The organism is Bradyrhizobium sp. (assembly GCF_030646015.1).
In the GTDB taxonomy this organism is placed as follows: domain Bacteria; phylum Pseudomonadota; class Alphaproteobacteria; order Rhizobiales; family Xanthobacteraceae; genus Bradyrhizobium.
Genome location: NZ_JAUSLT010000037.1, coordinates 49,718 through 68,746 on the forward strand (window position 1 = coordinate 49,718; position 19,029 = coordinate 68,746).

The window sequence follows — 19,029 nt, forward strand, 5'->3', positions numbered from 1 at the left end:
AAACGCATGAGCAAATCAGCCGGTTTCAATTTTGGCTGGGTCGTCGTCGGCGCCGGCGCGCTGATGACCTGCGTCGGCTTCGGCGCGATGATGTCGCTGGCGGTATTCCTGAAGCCGATGTCGGATGCGACGGGCTGGTCGCTCGCCGGCGTTTCGGCGGCGTCGACGCTGAACTTTCTCTGCATGGGCGTCGCGGCGTTCTTCTGGGGCGCGCTGTCGGACCGCTACGGCACCCGCATCGTCGTGCTCGCCGGCAGCGTGCTGCTCGGTCTCGGCCTGGTGACGGCGAGCATGGCCACCAGCCTGTGGCAGTTTCAATTGCTGTTCGGCATCCTGGTCGGGGTCGCCGTCGGCGCCTTCTATGCGCCGATGATGGCGATCGCCAGCGCCTGGATCGAAAACCAGCGCAGCCTCGCGGTCTCGCTGGTGTCGGCCGGCATGGGCGTGGCGCCGCTGACGGTGGCGCCGTTCGCGAGCTGGCTGATCACGACCTATGACTGGCGCACCGCGATGCTGGTGATCGGAATCTTCGCCTCGGCGCTGCTCGTTCCGGCCGCGTTCCTGGTGCGCCCGGCGCCGCAGGCAGCCGCGCCTGCGGCCACGGGCGGCGCGCATGCGCCTGAGGCCGAGTGGACCGTGGCGCAGGCGTTGCGCACGCCGCAATTCATCACGCTGGCGCTGGCGCATTTCTGCTGCTGCGCGGCGCATTCGGGCCCGATCTTCCACATGGTGAGCTACGCCATGGTGTGCGGCATCGCGCCGCTGACCGCGGTCACCGTCTATAGCCTGGCCGGCTTCTCCGGATTGGGCGGCCGGCTTGCGCTCGGCGTGATGGCGGACCGCATCGGGGCCAAGCCGGTGCTGGTCGGCGGGCTCATGGTGCAGGCGCTGTGCGTGGCGACCTATCTCGCGGTCGGCCAGCTCGGCGAATTCTACGCGCTCTCCGTCATTTTCGGCCTCGCCTATGGCGGAGTGATGCCACTCTACGCCGTGCTGGTGCGGGAATTTTTCGGCGCGCGCATCATGGGCACGGTGTTCGGCGCGGTTTCGGCGTTTGCGAGCCTGGGCATGGCGCTCGGACCATGGGCCGGCGGCTGGGTGTTCGACACCTTCCACGGCTATACTTGGCTCTATGTCGGCTCGTTCGGCATCGGGATAGCGGCGGTCGCGGTGGCGTTGAGTTTTCCCTCGGTACGCCGGCCGACACAGCCCACGCTCCACCTCGGGCGCGCGGCGGCGTAGATCGGCTCTCTTGATCGACAGCGGCAGATGGACCACCATTGCGTCGCCACCGAACAAGAAGCCCGACAAGCGGCGGAACAAGGGGCGAGGAAATACATGAACAAGGTTCCCGGTTTCGACCTGGTCGAGCGAGCGCGGGCGCTGCAGCCGCTGATCGTGCGCGAAGCCAACGAGATCGAGCGGACGCGGCGGCTCACGCAGCCGGTGGTTTCCGCGCTGCTCGAGAACGGGCTTTATCGCGCGTTGCTGCCGAAAAGCCTCGGCGGCACCGAGGCGCCACTCGAGATCTTCATGCAGATGCAGGAGGAGATCGCCAAGGCCGATGCCTCGACCGCGTGGTGCCTCGGCCAGTGCGGCGTCTGCGCCATGGTCTCGGCCTATATCGACCCCGAACCGGCCAACGAGATCTTCAACGTCGCGCCCGGCATTCTCGCCTGGGGTGCGATCAATCATACCGTGCAGGCCGTTCCCGGCGGCTACAAGGCCAGCGCGCGCTGGGATTTCGCCAGCGGCTCGCGGCAGGCGAGCTGGCTCGGCGCCCATGTCCGGATCGTCGAGGCGGACGGCTCACCGCGCCGCAGGCCCGATGGCTCGCCGGAGATCCGCACCATCCTGTTCCCGGTGACCAGCGCCACGATGTACGACGTCTGGGACGTGATCGGCCTCAACGGCACCGGCACCGATTCCTATTCGGTCGAGGATCTCTTCATTCCCGAGAAATTCACCGCGCTGCGCGACGAACCCACCGCGTTGCGCGAGCACGGCCCGCTCTACCGGATCCCCACTCAAATGGTTTACAGCATGGGCTTTGGCGCCACCTCGCTCGGCGTCGCCCGCGCCACGCTGGATGCCGCCATCGAGCTCGCGCGCGCCAAGCAGCCGCAGGGGCTTTCCGCGATGCGCGAGAACAGCGCGGTGCAGGGCCTGATCGGACGCACCGAAGCCCAGTTGCGCTCCACGCGCGCCTATCTCTATGCCACCGCCGCCGAGGTATGGCGCGATCTGGCGCGCGGCGATGCCTTCACCGAAGCCCATCGCACCGCGCTCCGGCTGGCCTCGACCTGGACCATCCATCAGTCCACCGCGGTGGTCGATACCGCCTATCACATGACGGGGGCCACCGCCGTGTTCAGCGCCAACCCGTTCGAGCGCCGCTTCCGCGACATGCATACCATCGCGCAGCAGCTGCAGGGTCGCGACAGCCATTATGAAGACGTCGGCAAGGTGATCCTGTCGGGCAAGCTCGATTCTGCGCCGACGGCGCGATGAAGGACTTCAGCTGGAAGTAGCGCCCGGCAACCTCACGCCTCCAAGCTGCGCGGCTATCGATCCGGAGCCGTCGGCATGGCTGTGAGCCCGTAAAAATACTGCAATTCGTTGACCGGGGTTATTAAACAATTTCTGGGAACCTTCGAATCTTCCTCTCCTGGAGCTTCGGCAGCCCCCATGTTCAAACTTCGATCGATTGCAGTCCGCCTGATCCTCGCCATTTCGCTGACGGTGGCCGCGGCCTGCGCCATCCTCGGCACCTTTTCGATTCTGCAGCAGCGCGCCCTGACGCGGCTCGCGCTCGACCAGCAACTCAAGCTGCAATATGACAGCGTGATCGCCGCGATCGACTATGAGGGACGCGCCGCCATGGCGGTCAGCTCGGTCGTCGCCGCACTGCCCCCGGTCGGCGCCGCGATCGCCAAGGGCGACCGCGATTCCATGACCGCGCTGCTCGGCGGCGCCCAGGCGGCCCTGAAGGCGCAGGGCATGTCGCTCCTGAACCTCACCCTGCCGCCGGCAACGATCTTCCTGCGCCTGCACGATCCCAAGTCGTTTGGCGACGACATCTCGGCGCGGCGTATCACTGTGGTGGAGTCGAACAGGACCGGCAAGCCGATCGTCGGCGTCGAAATGGGCCGCAATGAACTCAGCATCTTCGCCATGACGCCGATCATGCGTGACGGCAAGAGCATCGGCATCGCCGAAAACGGCGTCCCGTTCGGCAAGGAGTTCGTCGACCGCGCCAAGCAACGCTTCGGCGTCGATCTCGCCGTGCATTCCTTCGACGGCAAGGAACTGAAGAAACTCTCCTCGACCTTCGGCGATGCCGTGGTCGCCACGCCGGAAGAGTTGAAGAGCGTATTCAGCGGCGCATCGCTGCGTCGCGATGCGACGCTCGGCGGCAAACACTCCGCTCTCTATCTCGGGCAAATCAAGAATTATGCCGGTCAGCCGGTCGCTGTGCTGGAAGTCATCAAGGACACCACCGAATACGAGGCGGCGGCGGCAAGCTCGCAGCGCAACCTGATCCTCGGCACCATGGCCATCCTGGCCGGCGCCGTGCTGCTGGCCTTCCTGCTCGGCCGCGGCCTGTCGCGTCCGCTGACGGCGATCACCGCGGTCATGAACCGTCTTTCCGGCGGCGATACCGAGGTGACCATCCCCGGCGGCGAGCGCAAGGACGAACTCGGCACCATGGCGGTGGCCGTCGACGTGTTCCGCCGCAGCATGCTGGAAGCAGGCGCCATGCGCGCCGCGCAGGAAGCCGCGAAACAGCAGGCGGAAGAGGAAAAGAAGGCATTGCAGCGGCAGATGGCCGACCGTTTCGAGGCCGACGTCAAGAGCGTCGTCAGCGCGGTCGCGCGCGCGACCAAGGACATGCAGCGGGTAGCCGGCGAGATCACGGCCAGCGTCAACGGCACGTCGGAACGGGCCACCGCCGCGGCTGCCGCATCCGAGGAAGCCTCGGCCAGCGTCAGCACCGTCGCCGCCGCCACCGAGGAGCTGGCCTCCTCCGTGGCCGAGATCGGCCGCCAGGTCACGCATTCCAGCAGCGTCGCCGACGACGCTGTGGTCAAGGCCGGTCAAACCACCGAAATGGTCGGAAGCCTCACGGCAGCCGGCGAAAAGATCGGCGACGTGCTTCGCCTGATCGGCGCCATCGCCAGCCAGACCAACCTGCTGGCCTTGAATGCGACGATCGAAGCGGCGCGCGCGGGCGACGCCGGCCGCGGCTTTGCCGTGGTCGCGTCCGAAGTCAAGGAACTGGCGAGCCAGACCGCGAAGGCCACCGAGGAGATCGCCGGTCAGGTGACCGCGATCCAGTCCGCCACCGGCGATTGCGTCGTCGCGATCGGCGGCATCAGCGACACCATCCGGGAAATCAGCGGCATCGCCACCACCATCGCCGCCGCCGTCGAAGAGCAGGATTCGGCGACGCGCGAAATTGCCCGCAGCGTGCAACAGGCCGCCGCCGGCACCAGCGAGGTCTCGCACAACGTCGCGGGCGCCAGCCAGGCCGCCGACCAGTCGCGCATCCTCGCCAACAACGTGCTGGTCGCCTCCGGCGAACTCAACCAGCATGCCACCGCTTTGTTCGAAAGCGTCGACAGCTTCCTCGCCGGCCTGCGCAACGCCGCCTAGAACGCTTCCGGCCTGTTTGAATCAGAATCGGGCTCACACGGCGTCCCCTCCACGATGGAGCGGGCGCCGTTGTTCGATTGACTCGGCGCCATTTGCGACCGACGATCGACTCCGCGATCTTGATTCACCCAGGGGGAGCGGTCATGGCTTACAAATTCGAAGTCTATAAGGACGCGAAAGGCGAGTTTCGTTTCCGATTCAAGGCGCCGAACGGCGAGAATATGTTTGCTTCGGAAGGTTACGCGCAGAAGGCCTCCGCCATGAGCGCGATCGAGACGATCAAGAAGAACGCGCCGGGCGCCACCATCGACGATCAGACCAAATAGAGCCGTCGCAATTTCGCAGGGCGCGATGCCACGCAATCCGAAAAGGACCGGCGGGAAAAAGCCCCGGGCCGGCGAACCCCGCGCCGGATTCGCCGATCCCGCGGTGGCCGCGGTCTTCAGCGCCTATCCAAAGCCGCTGCAGACAAAACTGCTGGCGTTGCGCCGGCTGATCCTCGACACCGCCAGGACGACAAAAGGCGTCGGCGCCCTCGAAGAAACCCTGAAATGGGGACAGCCGAGTTATCTCACGACAGCCACGAAAAGCGGCAGCACCGTTCGAATCGACCGGATCAAATCCTCCGTCGACCGCTACGCGGTGTTTTTTCATTGCCAGACCGACCTGGTCGCAACGTTTCGCGAGCTGTACCCCGAGCTGAATTACGGCGGCAACCGCAGCATCCTGCTGGACGCCAAGGACAAGCTCCCCGAAGCCGAGTTGCGCCACTGCGTGGGACTGGCGCTGACGTATCATTTGAAGAAGAGCAAGGCGGGGGCGGTCGCTCAGCTGATCTCTCGAAATAATGGCTCGATGTCGCAGCAACGGCGGTGAGCCCCCTCTCCCCTTGTGGGAGAGGGTTGGGGTGAGGGGTTACGGTGCTCGCGTCAGGCACCCCCTCATCCGGCGCGCTCCGCGCGCCACCTTCTCCCACAAGGGGAGAAGGGAAGAAGAGCAGCCCTCACGCCACCAGCACGGCGTCCTCGGGCGGATCTTGCGGCGCGACGAATTCCGGGCCGCGCTGCGCGTTCAGGAGCGCGACGATCTCGGCGTTGGGCCGCGCGCGGCTGAACAGGAAGCCCTGCCCCTCGTGACAGCCCTCGGCGCGCAGGCAGCTCAGTTCGGCTTCGGTCTCGACGCCCTCGGCGGTGATGGTCACGCCGAGGCCCATGCCGAGGCTGATGATCGAGCGCACGATCGCCTGGGCGTCGCGATTGGAGCCGAGGTCGCGCACGAACGACTGGTCGATCTTGATCTTGTCGAACGGAAAGCTTCGGAGATAGCTCAGGCTGGAATAGCCGGTGCCGAAATCATCCATCGAGATGCGGACGCCCAGCGCGCGCAGCGCGTGCAGCGTGGCCAGCACCTGGCTGCTCTTTTCCAAGAGCAGCGTTTCGGTGATTTCCAGCTCCAGCCTTCTCGCCGGCAGCCCGGTCTGCTTCAGCACGTCCATCACCAGCGACAGCAGATTGCCGACCCGGAATTGCAGCGGCGACAGGTTGACCGCGATCCGGACGTCGTCGGGCCAGAGGGCGGCGTCGGCGCAGGCGCGGCGCAGCATCAGCGCGCCGAGCAGATTGATCAGGCCGGTCTCCTCGGCGACGGGAATGAATTCGGCCGGCGATACCATGCCGCGGTCGGGATGCGGCCAGCGCACCAGCGCCTCGAAGCCGGTGATGCGCCCGGTCGCGAGGTCGACCAGCGGCTGGTAGTACGGCAGCAGCACGTCGTTCTGGATCGCGTCGCGCAGGTCGATCTCGATCCTGCGGCGGCTCTGGGCGCGGGCATCCATGCCGGCTTCGAAGAAGGAGAACGTGCCGCGCTGCTCGTTCTTGGCGCGCGACAGCGCCATGTCGGCGTTCTTGAGCAGCTTCTCGGACTCGTCGCCGTCGCCGGGCGCCATGGCGATGCCGATGCTGGCGCCGATCACGACGGAATGGCCGTCGAGCAGATAGGGATCGCCGATCGCCTCCAGCAGCCGCCTGGACAGCAGCACCGCATCCTCGGGGCGCGTCAGCCCGCTCTGGATGATCGCGAATTCGTCGGAGTTGAGGCGGGCGAGCGTATCCTCCTCGCGCAGGGTGGATCGCAGCCGCTTGGCGACGCCGCGCAACAGCTTGTCGCCGATGCCGTGGCCGAGCGTATCGTTGACCGCCTTGAAATTGTCGAGGCCGAGCACCAGCACCGCGACCTTTTCCGCGCTGCGCCGGGTGTGCAGCAGGATATCGTCCATCTGCTGGCGCAGCAGGTTGCGGTTCGGCAGCCCGGTCAAGCCGTCATGCTGGGCCATGAAGGCGAGCCGCGCCTCGGCGCGCTTGCGCTCGGTGATGTCCATCAGCGCCAGCAGCACCGCGGGCTGGTCGTTGTAGACCAGCTGGCGCGAATAGATCGCAAGGTCGATCAGCGCGCCGTCGGCCCTGACATGCTTCCAGGTCCGCGCGGTCTGTTCGTCGCTGGAGCGGTCGCCTCCCCATGGCAGTTCAGTCTCAAAAGCCTGCACGCTGCGGATGGTCAGCTTCTCGAATTCGGCGCGGCTGTAGCCGTAATGCTCGATCGCGGCATCGTTGACGCCGAGGATGCGTTCGTCGTCCAGCGCGCACACGATCATGGGAACGGGATTGCTGTCGAACAGCAGCCGGAACGAGGCTTCCCGCTGCTTCAGCTCGGTGATGTCGACGCGCAGGCCGACGACCCCACCGTCCTCGGTCAACCGCTCCTCGATCAGGATGCAGCGGCCGTCGGCCAGCGTCTGCTCGTGGCGTGCGCCTGGCTGATACATCCTGGCGAGCCGCTCGGCGATCCATTCTTCCTCGCGGCCGACCGCTTCCGGATAGTCGCCGCGCGCGACGCCGACGCGGATGGTGTCCTGCAGCCGGGCGCCCGGCTTGAACAGGTCGGAACTGCGGCTGTAGATCTCGGAATACTTCTTGTTCCAGAGGATGTAGCGGCCATCGGCGTCGAGAAAGACGATGCCCTGCGGCAGGATGTCGATCGCCTCGCGCAGCCGCTCGTGGGATTTTCGCGCTTCCGCGATCGCGGCTTCCGCCTCGGCGCGCTTGCGCACGATTTCGCCGATCTCGGGCGAAACGCGGCGGCGCTTGCCTGAAAGCTTCGGACTGGGCTTCGCCGGTCGGCCGGGAATGCGGGTCATCGCCGCATGTTTGCGTTTTTTGGCTGGCTTCGGCCGGATACTCTGCATTCGCGTACGCCCACTCGCCTTCTGCGTCCCATGTTCTCCGATAAGTGTCTGAAAAAATGGTAACACTTGCCGGCTTGCGCGGGCGCCGGCGAGGCTGGAGGGCCATGGAAGAATGCTCCGAATGCACGTTTAAGTAGCAGATGCGCGCGCATCCGCGCGGCGAAAGGCATCCCAGGCGCAACAACGACGGCAGATACCGGATAATGATCGATACTGCCCAACGAATGCGCGAATTTCCCCGCGCGCGCACGAAATTTCGCCAATGCGCAACAGGGTTATCGAGCGGTTAAGCGAGCGGTTAAGCGAGCGGTTAAGAGTGTGTCAGTTCGAGATCACGATCCGGGTATTGCCCCGTTGGCGCGCGACCAGGGCAAACAGCGTTGCCGCATTCGACGGATGCAGCCGAACGCAGCCATGCGAGGCGGGGCCGCCGAGCCGCGCCAGGTCATACGTCCCGTGAATCGCAAAACCGTGATAGAAGAAGATCGCATGCGGCATCGGCGAATTGTAGTACTTCCGCGAGAACCAGCGCCGCGCCATCATGGTCGGCTGGAACACGCCGCTCGGCGTGCCATAGCCGCTGCGACCGGTCGACACCGGCCAGGAGTATCGCATCGTACCGTCGACGCTAACGGCCATGCGCTGCGACGACTTGTCGATCCGGACCTCGACACCGGCGCGCGCCGGCGTCAGCGCCAATCCCGCCAAGACCGCCGCGACGGCAAGTACCCGCCGTGCGAGCCGTCGCTTCGACAGCCGTTTCATCATCGCGCCCTGCCACCACTTTTTTTATGGCGGCCATGATGTCGTTCCCGAATGCGGGTTGTAAAGACCAGGGCGACATCCGGACGCGACCCATCTCGGGTTAATCTTAACCCGCCGCCCGCGGCTTCGCTCAAACCGCGGCGAAAAGCTGTGACGAAAACAGCGGCAAAAACTGTGGCGAAAACTGTGGCAAAAACTGTGTCTTGGCGCTCGGCGCGGCTTTTCGCCGGTTGCCGGTTTCGTGCTAGGCTTTGGCCACCAGAGTGAATCGATGAACCCTCGCCTGATCCTCACCCTCCTGCTGATATCCGCAACCTTGGCCGGCGTCTCCGTGGCGCTGGCGCAGGACAAGGGCAGCGTCAATCCAAAGCCGTTGCCGCCGCTGGCCAATCCCAACGATCCCAAGCTCGGCGCCAAGGAGCTGTTCGGCCGCAAGCTGCTGCCGGCGGCGATGCCGACGCGCGTGGTCGGCTTCTATGCCAGGGGCTGCATCGCGGGCGCGGAAGCGCTGCCGATCAATGGCGAGAGCTGGCAGGTGATGCGGCTGTCGCGCAATCGCTACTGGGGCCATCCCGACCTGGTGGCGCTGGTGACGCGGCTGGCGGCCAAGGCGCGCAAGGACGCCGGCTGGCCGGGAATCCTGGTCGGTGACATGTCGCAGCCGCGCGGCGGCCCGATGTTGACCGGACACGCCAGCCATCAAGCCGGGCTGGATGCCGATATCTGGCTGACGCCGATGCCGAACCGGCGATTGTCGCGCGAGGAGCGCGAGGAAACCTCCGCGGTCATGATGGTGCGCTCCGACCGGCTCGACATCGATCCCGCAGTCTGGAAACCGACCCATCTCGGCGTGATCCGCGCCGCGGCCCAGGAGCCGAGCGTGCAGCGCATCTTCGTCAACGCCGCGATCAAGAAGGCGCTGTGCCGCGAAGCCAGGGGCGACCGCAGCTGGCTGCATAAGGTGCGGCCGATGTACGGCCACGACTATCACTTCCACATCCGCATCAAATGCCCGCCGGGCAGCGGCGAATGCGAGAGCCAGCCGGAGCCGACCGAAAGCGAGGGCTGCAGCGCCGGCGACCTCGCCTTCTGGTTCAAGGATTCCGTGCTTCATCCGAAGCCGCCGAAAGAGCCGCCGAAGCCGCGGCCGCCGATGACGCTGGCGCAATTGCCGGCCGCCTGCAAAGCGGTGCTGGCCGCGCCGGACGCCAGGCAATAGCCGTTGATATCGCGGGCCCTTTGCGCGGCCCCGGCAATGCTGTAAGCTTTCGCCCAGCGATGTCCGGACGGATCGTAAATCCACCGGATTGCCGGAACGGCGCTTCCGCCTGTCGCACTTCACCGAAACCTACGCCTGAGCTGCGCGCGCAAAAGCGCGCCGCAACCACGCATGGAGCGCCATGATGCATCGTCTTGCCGGCTATTTCGTCGCCCTTTCGATCCTGCTCGGATCAAGCCACACCCCCGCTCTTGCGCAGGACAAGAGCCTGACGGTGTTCGCCGCGGCCTCGATGAAGAACGCGCTCGACGACATCGGCGCCGCCTATGCCGCGAAATCAGGCGTCAGGATCGTCGCCAGCTATGCCGCGAGCTCGGCACTGGCGAAACAGATCGAACAGGGCGCGCCCGCCGATATTTTTGCATCCGCCGACACCGACTGGATGGATTATGCCGCGGGCAAGAAGACCATCAGCGAGCCCAGCCGGGTCAACCTGCTCGGCAACAGCCTCGTGCTGATCGCACCGAAGGACTCCAAACTCGACAAGGTCGCGATCGGACCGGGATTCGATCTTTCAAAGCTCGCCGGCGACGGCAGGATCGCCACCGGCGACGTGAAGGCGGTGCCATCAGGCAAATACGCCAAGGCGGCGCTGGAAAAGCTCGGCGCCTGGCAGGCAGCGGAGCCCAAATTCGCCATGGCGGAGAGCGTGCGCGCAGCACTGGCGCTGGTAGCGCGCGGCGAGGCGCCGCTCGGGATCGTCTACGCGACCGACGCAAAGGTAGAACCCGGCGTCAGGATCGTCGGCAGCTTCCCGGCCGACTCCCACCCCGCCATCATCTATCCCGTGGCGGCGACCGCGACCGCCAAGCCGGAAGCCGCGGCCTATCTGACTTTTCTGCGTTCGTCGGCGGCCAAGACCATCTTCGAGAAATATGGTTTTGTCTTTCTCTTCAGCCCGACGACCTGAGCGTGTTCGAGATCTCGCCAACGGAATGGACCGCCATCCTGCTTTCGCTGCGGGTCGCCGCGGTGGCGACGCTGGTGGCGACGCCGCTCGGCATCGCGCTGGCGTGGCTGCTGGCGCGGCGTGAGTTCTGGGGCAAATCGGTGCTCGACGCGCTGGTGCATCTGCCGCTGGTGCTGCCACCGGTGGTGACCGGCTATCTGCTGCTGCTGACGTTCGGCCGGCGCGGCCTGGTCGGCGGCTGGCTCGCGGATCATTTCGGCATCGTGTTCGCGTTTCGCTGGACCGGGGCGGCGCTCGCCTGCGGCATCATGTCGTTTCCGCTGCTGGTGCGGCCGATCCGGCTGTCGATCGAAGCGGTCGACCGCAGGCTGGAGCAGGCGGCGGGCACCCTGGGCGCGCCGCCGTGGCGGGTGTTCCTCACCATCACACTGCCGCTGGCGTTGCCGGGCGTGCTGGCCGGCATGGTGCTCGGCTTTGCCAAGGCGATCGGCGAATTCGGCGCCACCATCACCTTCGTGTCGAATATCCCGGGCGAAACCCAGACCATTTCCTCGGCGATCTATTCGCTGATCCAGACGCCCGACGGCGACACCGCGGCGCTGCGGCTGGTGGTGGTATCGATCGTCATCGCGCTTGCCGCATTGGTCGGCTCCGAATGGTTCGCCCGGCGCGCCACCAAACGCCTGCACGGGAATTGATCATGCTGCGCGTTGAGGTTTCGAGACAACTCGGCGAATTTTCCATCGAGGCTTCCTTCGCCAGCGAGGGGCGCGTGACCGGGCTGTTCGGCGCCTCCGGCGCCGGCAAGACCTCGCTGATCAACATGATCGCCGGCTTGCTGCGGCCGGACCGCGGCATCATCGCCGTCGATGGCGAGGTGCTCGACGATACCGCGGCAGGACTTCACATTCCGCCGCATCGCCGCCGCATCGGCTATGTGTTCCAGGACGCGCGGCTGTTTCCGCATCTCGATATCCGAGAGAATCTCGACTACGGGCGGCGCATGAACCGGCTGGCCGAGGATTCCGCCCAGAACAAGCGCGTCACCGATCTGCTGGATATCGGCGGCCTGCTCGACCGCCGTCCCGGCCGGCTGTCCGGCGGCGAGCGCCAGCGCGTGGCGCTGGGACGCGCGCTCCTGGCGCAGCCGCGGCTGCTGCTGCTCGACGAGCCCATGGGATCGCTGGACGAGGAGCGCAAGGTGGAGATCCTGCCCTACCTTGTGCGGCTGCGCGACGAAGCCAATGTGCCGATGGTCTATGTCAGCCACGACGCCGGCGAAATGCGCCAGCTGGCGACGCAGGTGGTGATGCTCCGGCGCGGGCGCGTGGTTGCGTTCGGGGGACCCGAAGTGCTGCCGGGGACGACATTGCCAGCCTGATACCGCCGCCGACCCGGGCGCGCCGGGACGGCGCCATTGATCTGGGTCAAGACAAAGCGGCTCCGGGAGCAGGAAAAGTGCCGAGGCGGGTGAACCAACACGGGAGCGCCGCTCGGACATGGCCGCTGATCATGAATACGCATTCCTTCGATCAGCCTTATCCCCTGCTGCGCCTGTTCCTCCGCTACATCGTTCCGGGACTCCTGATCCTTCTGGTGTTGTCCGCGGTCCTGACCGGCGTCGGGGCGCGTCAACTGGCTGAAGGGGTCTATCTCGGGCAGGCGACACGGCGTGCGCAGATCATCGACCGCGCGATGACCGAAGCGGCCCCGGACCATTGGCAGCGTTTGAAGCGCGGTGAAGCGCCCGCATCGGTCTATGGCGACGCCCATGGCCAGACGCTGCTCGCCGAATTGACCCGCGAAGCGCGCGAACTCGACCTCACGCATCTGAAGATCTATTCCGCCGCCGGAGTCATCCAGTATTCGACGGATCGCAGCCAGATTGGAATGGAGGACCGCAGCCCGGCATTTGTAGCAGCCGCGGAGCGCGGCACCAGCACGGTGGTGCTGAAGACCGCGGCTGACGGAACGGCACTCTATGAGCTCTACGTCCTGGTCGCGGTGCCCGGCGGTTCACCTGTCATCATCGAGCTGTATGAGCCCGTCAGCCACCTGAATGCGCTGCTCTGGCGCGCAGGTATCGCGGCCGCCGGCGTGCCCAGCGTCATGCTGATAGCGTTGATGCTGGGGATGACACGCCTGGTCATGCTGGCGCAGAGAAACATCAACAGCCGGGCTGCGCTGGTCGCCGAATTGCGTGCGCGGCTCGAACGGCTGCTCTCGGGCGCGGCATCCCAGGCGGTTCACGACGCCGTCAGCATGGGCGGCGGCATCCCTTCGAGTCGGACACGCTGCACCATTCTATACTCCGATATTCGCGACTTCACGTCATTCGCAGAGGCGAATGGACCGGAGGAAGTCGTCCGGTTTCTCAACCAATCGATGACGATCGTGGTCGGCGCGATCACGAGCGCGGGCGGCGACGTGGACAAGCTGATCGGTGACGCGGTTCTCGCACGCTTCCAGGGCGCAGGGGCGGAAGCCCGCGCGATCGGCGCGGCGCGCGAGGCGCTCCGCCTTCTCGACAACGCCGACCTGCCTCGCGGCGTCGGCATCGGCATCTATACGGGCGAGGTGATTTCAGGCACCGTGGGGCCTGCCGACCGCATGGACTTCACGGTCATTGGCGATAGCGTGAACCTCGCCGCGCGTTTGTGTTCCGCCGCTTCGCGCGGTGAAATCGTTGCAGACGCGGAGACCGTAAGGATTTCCGGCGATGCGGAATTCGGCCCCGCCGAAGTGATTTCCGTGAAAGGTCGGCGCAGCCGGCTGGAAGTCCGGCGCTGGCAGTCGGTCGATCCGGCTTCCGCTTAGGGTCACGAACGCGAACCCGGCCGGCTAGTCCGGCAAGGCCTCGCCGGAGCCGCCGAGCTCGGCGGGCAGATCGCGAAACTTCGGCAGCCCGTCCTTCACCGAAACCATCTTGCTCCCGTAATTGGCGTGCAGCGTCGGTCGATGCGTGAAATCCCGCAGCAGATTGGCATAGACGTCGATCAGCCGCATCCGCGGATGCTCGGTCATGAGATGCCCGCCGCAGATCTTGCAGAACTTGCGGTAGGAATTTTCGGTCTTGTGGAAGGTGCCGATGTCGGCTTCGCCCCTGGTGATCCGCACGCTGCGCGAAGGCCACAGGCTGAAGGCGTTGATCGGCGCCGCCGACCAGGCCTGGCAGTCACTGCAGTGACAATACCCTTCGAAGGTCGGCTTGCCCGTCACCTCGACCTCCACGGCACCGCAAAAGCAGCCGGCCTTGTGGACGGCGGCAGCCTGCTCTTCCGTTTCACCGGGCGCCAGCAGGTCGCTGTATTCCGGATGCTTGCCGATGTAGGACCGGATGAAATCGCATTCGACGGACAGCCGCCGCCCCTGCGCCCGCACCGCGTCGAGCGTGGCGCGCCCGAGCTTCGAGCCTACGCCCCGCCCGCCCAGCTCCGGCGGCACCTCGGTATGGACCAGCGTGATTGCGCCCGGCGATTTGCGATAGGTGACGAAGGCGATGTGGCCCTCGACATCGAGCTCGAAGCGCTCGCGAACCTCGTTGTCGTGAAAATTCTCGGCCATGCGCACTCCCTGTTTCGGCACCGGGTGTTGACGATCTTTTGCTATTATACCATTGCAGATGCCCTGTTGCATCAGAACCGCGCCGGGGATCACCGCCCGGCCATTGATCTGCGTCAAGACGGGGCGGCTCCCCGGAGCACAAGAACTGCTGCGATGGTTGATCCGACTTCCACGCAAGGCATGGGCTGAAGGATTCACGGGAATGTCGGATCAGATCACCTACCGCATGGCTCGTTCCGACGAGAGCGGCGAGCTGGCACGCTACATGTGCATCGCCGGTGGCGGCGTCTACGAATTCCTGTTCGACGACTTGATCCCGTTCGTGACCGCCGTCGATCTGTTGTCGGCCGGCATCAGCGGCGAACGCTATCCCGTTTCCTACCGCAATTGTTGCGTTGCCGCCCTCGGCAGCGAGATCGTCGCCGTCGCGAACGCCTTTCCCGCCGATATGCTGAAGGAAGACAATTACGTGCTGCTTGGTTCGGAGCGTCACAACCACGTCCGGCCGATGCTGGAGCTACAGGATTGGGGCAGCATGTTCCTGAACAGCCTCGCCGTTGGCGACGCGCACCGTGGTTCCGGCATCGGTGCAAGACTGCTCGCCTGGGCCGAAGCCCGGACGATGGAAGCCGGTTACGACCGCTTGAGCCTGCACGTATGGGCCGACAACATTACCGCCGTGAATTTCTACAAAGCCCGGCGCTTCGTCCAGGTTAGCGTCGCCGAGATTCCGCCGCACCCGAGGCTGCCGCACAATGGCGGCAGCATCCTGATGAGCAAGGCGATGCAGCCCGCGGCATAATCGCTTGCAGCGATGATGCAGGATTGATTGGGGATCAAACCCCCGCCACCTGCGACCACAGCTCCGACAGCTTGCGCTTGAACCGCGCCAGTCCCGTCAACGGCGCGGCGGCCTCTTCCTCCTCTTCCGGCAGCCGCAGGCCGACGACATTGACCCGGCCGCCGCCGATGCTGCGCGCCACCAGGACGATGGGGTCGAGAACGAGCTCGGCGCCTTCCTTCGGCGCGTGGTCGAGATGAATGTCGAAATAATCCGCCAGCGTCAGTTTGCCCTGCTCTTCATCCACCACGACGCCGTAGATCCCGGCGAGTTCGCCGAGCGTGTGCTCCCCCGACACCATGAAGTCGCCGAGCAGATGCGGATCGGGCGCCGAGCCCGGCGCCATGTCGACGAAGAACCGGTCCAGCGCCTCGGCCTTTTCCGGCGGCGCCAGCAGATAGATGTAGTCGCCGGGCGCGACCGGATCGGCCTCGGCGGGCGACAGGATTTTCTGGTCTCGGATCACCAGCGTCGGCTTCGACCAGGATGGAATCAGGCCGCGCCGGAAATACAGGCTTTTCGGGCGGACGGAATAGCCGACCAGTTGCTGCTCGAGCTGGCCGGGCAGATCGAGCTCGACGCGGCGCGGGCCGCGATCGGCGCGTGGCAGCGCGACATGGAGCTTTCGTGCAGCAGGTCCCAGCGTCCAGCCCTGCAGCAGCAGCGAGATGAGGACGACGACGAAGGCGACGTCGAAATAGAGATAGGCTTTCGACAGACCGACCAGCATCGGGATCGAGGCCAGGAAGATCGCTACCGCGCCGCGCAGGCCGGTCCAGGCGATGAATATCTTTTCCCGCCAGTTGAAGCGGAACGGCGCCAGGCAGAGAAACACCGCGACCGGGCGCGCCAGCAGCATCAGGGCCAGCGCCACGACGACAGCCGGGCCGATGCTGCTCACCAGCCGCTGCGGCGAGACCAGGAGGCCGAGCAGCACGAACATCACGATCTGCGCCAGCCAGGTCGCGGCATCGAGGAAGGTTACGACCGAGTTGTGGGCACGGGTCGGCCGGTTGCCGATGATGATGCCGGCGAGATAGACCGCGAGAAATCCCGACGCGTGCGAGATTTGCGCGGTACCGAAGATCACCAGCGCGGCGGTGGCGACAAAGGGCGCGTGCAGGCCCTGCGGCAGCGCCACCTTGTTCAGCGCCAGCACCACGAGGCGGCCGCCGACCACGCCGACGATGGCGCCGAGCACCGCCTCGCGGGTAAATTGCAGCGCGATCTGCCAGGCCGAGCCTTCGCCGATCGTAATGAATTCGACCAGTACCAGCGTCAGAAACACCGCGAACGGATCGTTGGTGCCGGATTCGACCTCCAGCGTCGCGCCGACGCGGGGACGCAGGCGCAAGCCCTGCGCATGCACCAGCAGAAACACCGCGGCGGCGTCGGTCGAGGCCACCACGGCGCCCACCAGCAGCGCCTCGGACCAGTTCAGGTCGAGCGCATATCGGGCGACCGGCGCTGATATCAGCGCGGTCACCAGCACGCCGACCGTCGCCAGCACCATCGATGGCGCCAGCACCGCGCGGATGCTCTGAAACCGGGTCCTCAAGCCGCCATCGAACAGGATCAGGGCCAGCGCCACCGACCCAACCAGATAGGTGGTGCGGACGTCGTCGAACCGCAGCTGACCGGGGCCGGAGTCGCCGGCCAGCATGCCGATGAACAGGAACACCAGCAATAACGGGGCGCCGAAGCGCAGCGCGAGCAGGCTCGACAGAATGCCGGCCATGACCAGAACAGCGCCGAGAAGAATTGCTATGCTGACCGCGTCGAGAGAAGCCATGAACCTCCGGAAATCATTGCAAATACTCTTGAGAGTGCTTTCGACAATACTTTCTAGAATACTTGCACTTGCATCCTTATCGTCGCCACACTTCGACGCCAACCCATTTCTCGGACCGGCGGCAAAGTGGCCAATTTAACGGCCCAACTCACGGCAGCCCGGGTGTCGTATCGATGGCGCCAATGCTGCCATTGTGTGAATCTGCCGGTTATTCGAATCAAGTTTGCCCGATGCCCCCCCGATGATCCTGGCTGCGATGAGACCTTGACGATGGACCTGAATGACATCACCGAATTCCTGCTCGCCGCGGCGCGTTCGGTCGGCGCGGAGGTGGCCTCGCCCTGGTTCTATCTGCAGCTGGGGCTGATCCTGGCCGCCGCCGGCATTGCCTTCGCCGCCGGTGCGGCGGTCCGTTCCAGGGTCGATGTCACCTCGCTTGCGATGGGCTGGCCGGCGCCATTCCGGCTATTCCTGCGCGTGCTGGTCGGCAGCGCGTCGACGGCCGTGTTCGCGGTGCTGATGACGCTGGCACGCGTGATCATGCTGACCTCGACCTGGCCGAGCCGCTCCTATCTGCTGGCCGTCGCCGCCAATCTGGCCTTTGCGTGGCTGATCATCCGGCTCGTCACCTCGGTGATCCGCAACGCCTTCATCGTCCGGCTGGTTTCGCTGTCGGCGTGGCTGGTGGCGGCCCTGAGCATCCTCGGCCAGCTGCAACCGACCATCGAGGTGCTGGATTCGGTTTCGATCGTGCTCGGCGACCTCAGGCTGACACCGCTTTTGCTGATCAAACTCGGCGCGCTGCTGATGCTGGCGCTGTGGCTGACCAGCATCGCCAGCAACTTCGTCGAAGGCCGCATCAACCGCTCCGCGGATCTCACGCCGTCGATCCAGGTGCTGCTGGTCAAGATGATCCGGATGGGGCTGATGGTGGTCGCGGTCGCGATTGCCCTCAGCGCGGTCGGCATCAACCTCTCGGCGCTGGCGGTGTTTTCCGGCGCGGTCGGCGTCGGTATCGGTATCGGCCTGCAGAAGATCGTCGCCAACTTCATCTCGGGCATCATCCTGTTGGCCGACAAATCGGTGAAGCCGGGCGATCTCGTCACCATCGGCGACAGCTCGGGCCGCATCAGCGCGATGAAGACCCGCTATATCTCGGTCGCCGCCGGCGACGGCCGCGAATTCCTGATCCCGAACGAAGACCTGGTGACGCAGAAGGTCACCAACTGGACCTACACCGACAAGAACACGCTGGTGAAGGTCGGTTTCGGCACCAATTACGACGCCGATCCGAGGCTGGTCTGCAAGCTGGCGATCGAGATCGCCTCAGCCGCCCCGCGCGCCATCAAGAGCAAGCCGCCCAACTGCATCCTGACCGAATTCGCCGAACACGGCATGAAGTTCTCCCTGACCTTCTGGATCGCCGAACCCGACGGCATGGACAACGTCAAGAGCGAGGTGATGCTGGCGCTGTGGGACGCGTTCAAGCGCGAGGGCATCCGCGTGCCCTATCCGGTGCGCGAAATCCGCATCCGCGGCGGCGCCCTGCCGGTCGAGACCACGGTGGAGGTGCCGAGCTGACGCTCGTCTTGCCGTCGAACTCGTTCCGGCAACATCACATCGCCGCATGAGCTATTTTTACTGATCTGCGCGCGACAGCTCCGCCTCCATTCAAAATTCGCAATCCGTGAACCGTCGCATATCGCGGTGGCGATTTGTGCCTTCCGATCCCGTGCCTTCGTGTGTATCGAATGATCCATTCACGCCGAAGCGCGCCACACTTATCGTCATGAAGCTGAGCGATCCATTCGCTCGTCGCCCGGAGGATCACCAATCCAGGCGTAATTCATTGCGACCGAGGAGGATTATGATGGACGCGCAAATGATGAACGGATCACTGCAGATGTCGCCACCGCTCGGTCTCATGGCAGGGCAACAGTTTGCGCCGCAGGGCTTCTTCGGCAACCTGCTCGGACAGGTC

16 protein-coding genes and 1 pseudogene are annotated in these 19,029 nt (G+C 65.4%); 12 read left to right on the forward strand and 5 right to left on the reverse strand.

Going from position 1 to position 19,029, the window contains the following annotated elements; all coding sequences use genetic code 11:
• Positions 1-6 precede the first annotated feature (6 nt).
• The 5 genes from Q7T45_RS05505 (at position 7) to Q7T45_RS05525 (ending at position 5,532) form a co-directional block, all read left to right on the forward strand.
• The gene (locus Q7T45_RS05505; RefSeq protein ID WP_304868545.1) at positions 7-1,242 is read left to right on the forward strand and encodes an MFS transporter; all 1,236 of its coding nucleotides are present in this window, start codon (positions 7-9) and stop codon (positions 1,240-1,242) included.
• A 96-nt stretch (positions 1,243-1,338) separates the two neighbouring features.
• The gene (locus tag Q7T45_RS05510; protein ID WP_304868546.1) at positions 1,339-2,511 is read left to right on the forward strand and encodes an acyl-CoA dehydrogenase family protein; all 1,173 of its coding nucleotides are present in this window, start codon (positions 1,339-1,341) and stop codon (positions 2,509-2,511) included.
• A 177-nt stretch (positions 2,512-2,688) separates the two neighbouring features.
• A complete protein-coding gene (locus tag Q7T45_RS05515; RefSeq protein ID WP_304868548.1) occupies positions 2,689-4,656 on the forward strand; it encodes a methyl-accepting chemotaxis protein in 1,968 nt (655 codons plus the stop codon).
• Between the two features lie 143 nt (positions 4,657-4,799).
• Positions 4,800-4,982: a YegP family protein gene (locus Q7T45_RS05520; RefSeq protein WP_304868549.1), complete on the forward strand. Its 183-nt coding sequence runs from the start codon at positions 4,800-4,802 to the stop codon at positions 4,980-4,982.
• 25 nt (positions 4,983-5,007) lie between these two features.
• On the forward strand, positions 5,008-5,532 hold the full coding sequence (locus Q7T45_RS05525; RefSeq protein WP_304868551.1) for a DUF1801 domain-containing protein: 525 nt from the start codon (positions 5,008-5,010) through the stop codon (positions 5,530-5,532).
• 127 nt (positions 5,533-5,659) lie between these two features.
• Here Q7T45_RS05525 and Q7T45_RS05530 read toward each other — a convergent pair whose 3' ends face one another.
• Positions 5,660-7,897 (reverse strand): EAL domain-containing protein, encoded by a 2,238-nt coding sequence (locus Q7T45_RS05530; protein WP_304868553.1) that lies wholly within the window; start codon positions 7,895-7,897, stop codon positions 5,660-5,662.
• A 321-nt stretch (positions 7,898-8,218) separates the two neighbouring features.
• Complete coding sequence (locus tag Q7T45_RS05535; RefSeq protein ID WP_370691214.1) at positions 8,219-8,665, reverse strand: L,D-transpeptidase; 447 nt, start codon at positions 8,663-8,665, stop codon at positions 8,219-8,221.
• Positions 8,666-8,933: 268 nt separating this feature from the next.
• Here Q7T45_RS05535 and mepA point away from each other — a divergent pair, with 268 nt between their 5' ends.
• The 5 genes from mepA to Q7T45_RS05560 all read left to right on the forward strand — a co-directional run bounded on the left by mepA (position 8,934) and on the right by Q7T45_RS05560 (position 13,668).
• Positions 8,934-9,881, forward strand: coding sequence for a penicillin-insensitive murein endopeptidase (mepA, locus tag Q7T45_RS05540; RefSeq protein ID WP_304868555.1), 948 nt, complete (start codon positions 8,934-8,936; stop codon positions 9,879-9,881).
• 184 nt (positions 9,882-10,065) lie between these two features.
• The gene (modA, locus tag Q7T45_RS05545; protein ID WP_304868576.1) at positions 10,066-10,851 is read left to right on the forward strand and encodes a molybdate ABC transporter substrate-binding protein; all 786 of its coding nucleotides are present in this window, start codon (positions 10,066-10,068) and stop codon (positions 10,849-10,851) included.
• 2 nt (positions 10,852-10,853) lie between these two features.
• Positions 10,854-11,549 carry a molybdate ABC transporter permease subunit gene (gene modB / locus Q7T45_RS05550; protein WP_304868557.1) on the forward strand — a complete coding sequence of 232 codons (696 nt, stop codon included), beginning with the start codon at positions 10,854-10,856 and terminating at the stop codon, positions 11,547-11,549.
• 2 nt (positions 11,550-11,551) lie between these two features.
• Positions 11,552-12,232: a molybdenum ABC transporter ATP-binding protein gene (gene modC, locus Q7T45_RS05555; RefSeq protein ID WP_304868560.1), complete on the forward strand. Its 681-nt coding sequence runs from the start codon at positions 11,552-11,554 to the stop codon at positions 12,230-12,232.
• A 77-nt stretch (positions 12,233-12,309) separates the two neighbouring features.
• Complete coding sequence (locus tag Q7T45_RS05560) at positions 12,310-13,668, forward strand: adenylate/guanylate cyclase domain-containing protein (protein WP_304868562.1); 1,359 nt, start codon at positions 12,310-12,312, stop codon at positions 13,666-13,668.
• Between the two features lie 24 nt (positions 13,669-13,692).
• Here the strand turns inward: Q7T45_RS05560 and Q7T45_RS05565 are convergent, their stop codons facing one another.
• Positions 13,693-14,148 carry a GFA family protein gene (locus Q7T45_RS05565; RefSeq protein WP_304868578.1) on the reverse strand — a complete coding sequence of 152 codons (456 nt, stop codon included), beginning with the start codon at positions 14,146-14,148 and terminating at the stop codon, positions 13,693-13,695.
• A 12-nt stretch (positions 14,149-14,160) separates the two neighbouring features.
• Positions 14,161-14,487 (reverse strand): annotated as a pseudogene (locus Q7T45_RS05570) (GNAT family N-acetyltransferase); the annotation flags it as partial.
• A gap of 130 nt (positions 14,488-14,617) precedes the next feature.
• Between Q7T45_RS05570 and Q7T45_RS05575 the strand changes: the two are divergent.
• Positions 14,618-15,217 (forward strand): N-acetyltransferase, encoded by a 600-nt coding sequence (locus Q7T45_RS05575; RefSeq protein ID WP_304868564.1) that lies wholly within the window; start codon positions 14,618-14,620, stop codon positions 15,215-15,217.
• Between the two features lie 34 nt (positions 15,218-15,251).
• Here Q7T45_RS05575 and Q7T45_RS05580 read toward each other — a convergent pair whose 3' ends face one another.
• Entirely contained in the window at positions 15,252-17,048 is a 1,797-nt protein-coding gene (locus Q7T45_RS05580) for a potassium/proton antiporter (protein ID WP_304868566.1), read from the reverse strand.
• Between the two features lie 264 nt (positions 17,049-17,312).
• Between Q7T45_RS05580 and Q7T45_RS05585 the strand changes: the two genes are divergently transcribed.
• Positions 17,313-18,629 (forward strand): mechanosensitive ion channel family protein, encoded by a 1,317-nt coding sequence (locus tag Q7T45_RS05585; RefSeq protein WP_370691215.1) that lies wholly within the window; start codon positions 17,313-17,315, stop codon positions 18,627-18,629.
• Positions 18,630-19,029: the final 400 nt, after the last annotated feature.

Coding starts and splice junctions, on each gene's coding strand:
- Q7T45_RS05505 (WP_304868545.1), top strand. CDS start 7: ATGAGCAAATCAGCCGGTTTCAATTTTGGCTGGGTCGTCGTCGGCGCC.
- Q7T45_RS05510 (WP_304868546.1), top strand. CDS start 1,339: ATGAACAAGGTTCCCGGTTTCGACCTGGTCGAGCGAGCGCGGGCGCTG.
- Q7T45_RS05515 (WP_304868548.1), top strand. CDS start 2,689: ATGTTCAAACTTCGATCGATTGCAGTCCGCCTGATCCTCGCCATTTCG.
- Q7T45_RS05520 (WP_304868549.1), top strand. CDS start 4,800: ATGGCTTACAAATTCGAAGTCTATAAGGACGCGAAAGGCGAGTTTCGT.
- Q7T45_RS05525 (WP_304868551.1), top strand. CDS start 5,008: ATGCCACGCAATCCGAAAAGGACCGGCGGGAAAAAGCCCCGGGCCGGC.
- Q7T45_RS05530 (WP_304868553.1), bottom strand. CDS start 7,897: ATGCAGAGTATCCGGCCGAAGCCAGCCAAAAAACGCAAACATGCGGCG.
- Q7T45_RS05535 (WP_370691214.1), bottom strand. CDS start 8,665: ATGATGAAACGGCTGTCGAAGCGACGGCTCGCACGGCGGGTACTTGCC.
- mepA (WP_304868555.1), top strand. CDS start 8,934: ATGAACCCTCGCCTGATCCTCACCCTCCTGCTGATATCCGCAACCTTG.
- modA (WP_304868576.1), top strand. CDS start 10,066: ATGCATCGTCTTGCCGGCTATTTCGTCGCCCTTTCGATCCTGCTCGGA.
- modC (WP_304868560.1), top strand. CDS start 11,552: ATGCTGCGCGTTGAGGTTTCGAGACAACTCGGCGAATTTTCCATCGAG.
- Q7T45_RS05575 (WP_304868564.1), top strand. CDS start 14,618: ATGTCGGATCAGATCACCTACCGCATGGCTCGTTCCGACGAGAGCGGC.
- Q7T45_RS05580 (WP_304868566.1), bottom strand. CDS start 17,048: ATGGCTTCTCTCGACGCGGTCAGCATAGCAATTCTTCTCGGCGCTGTT.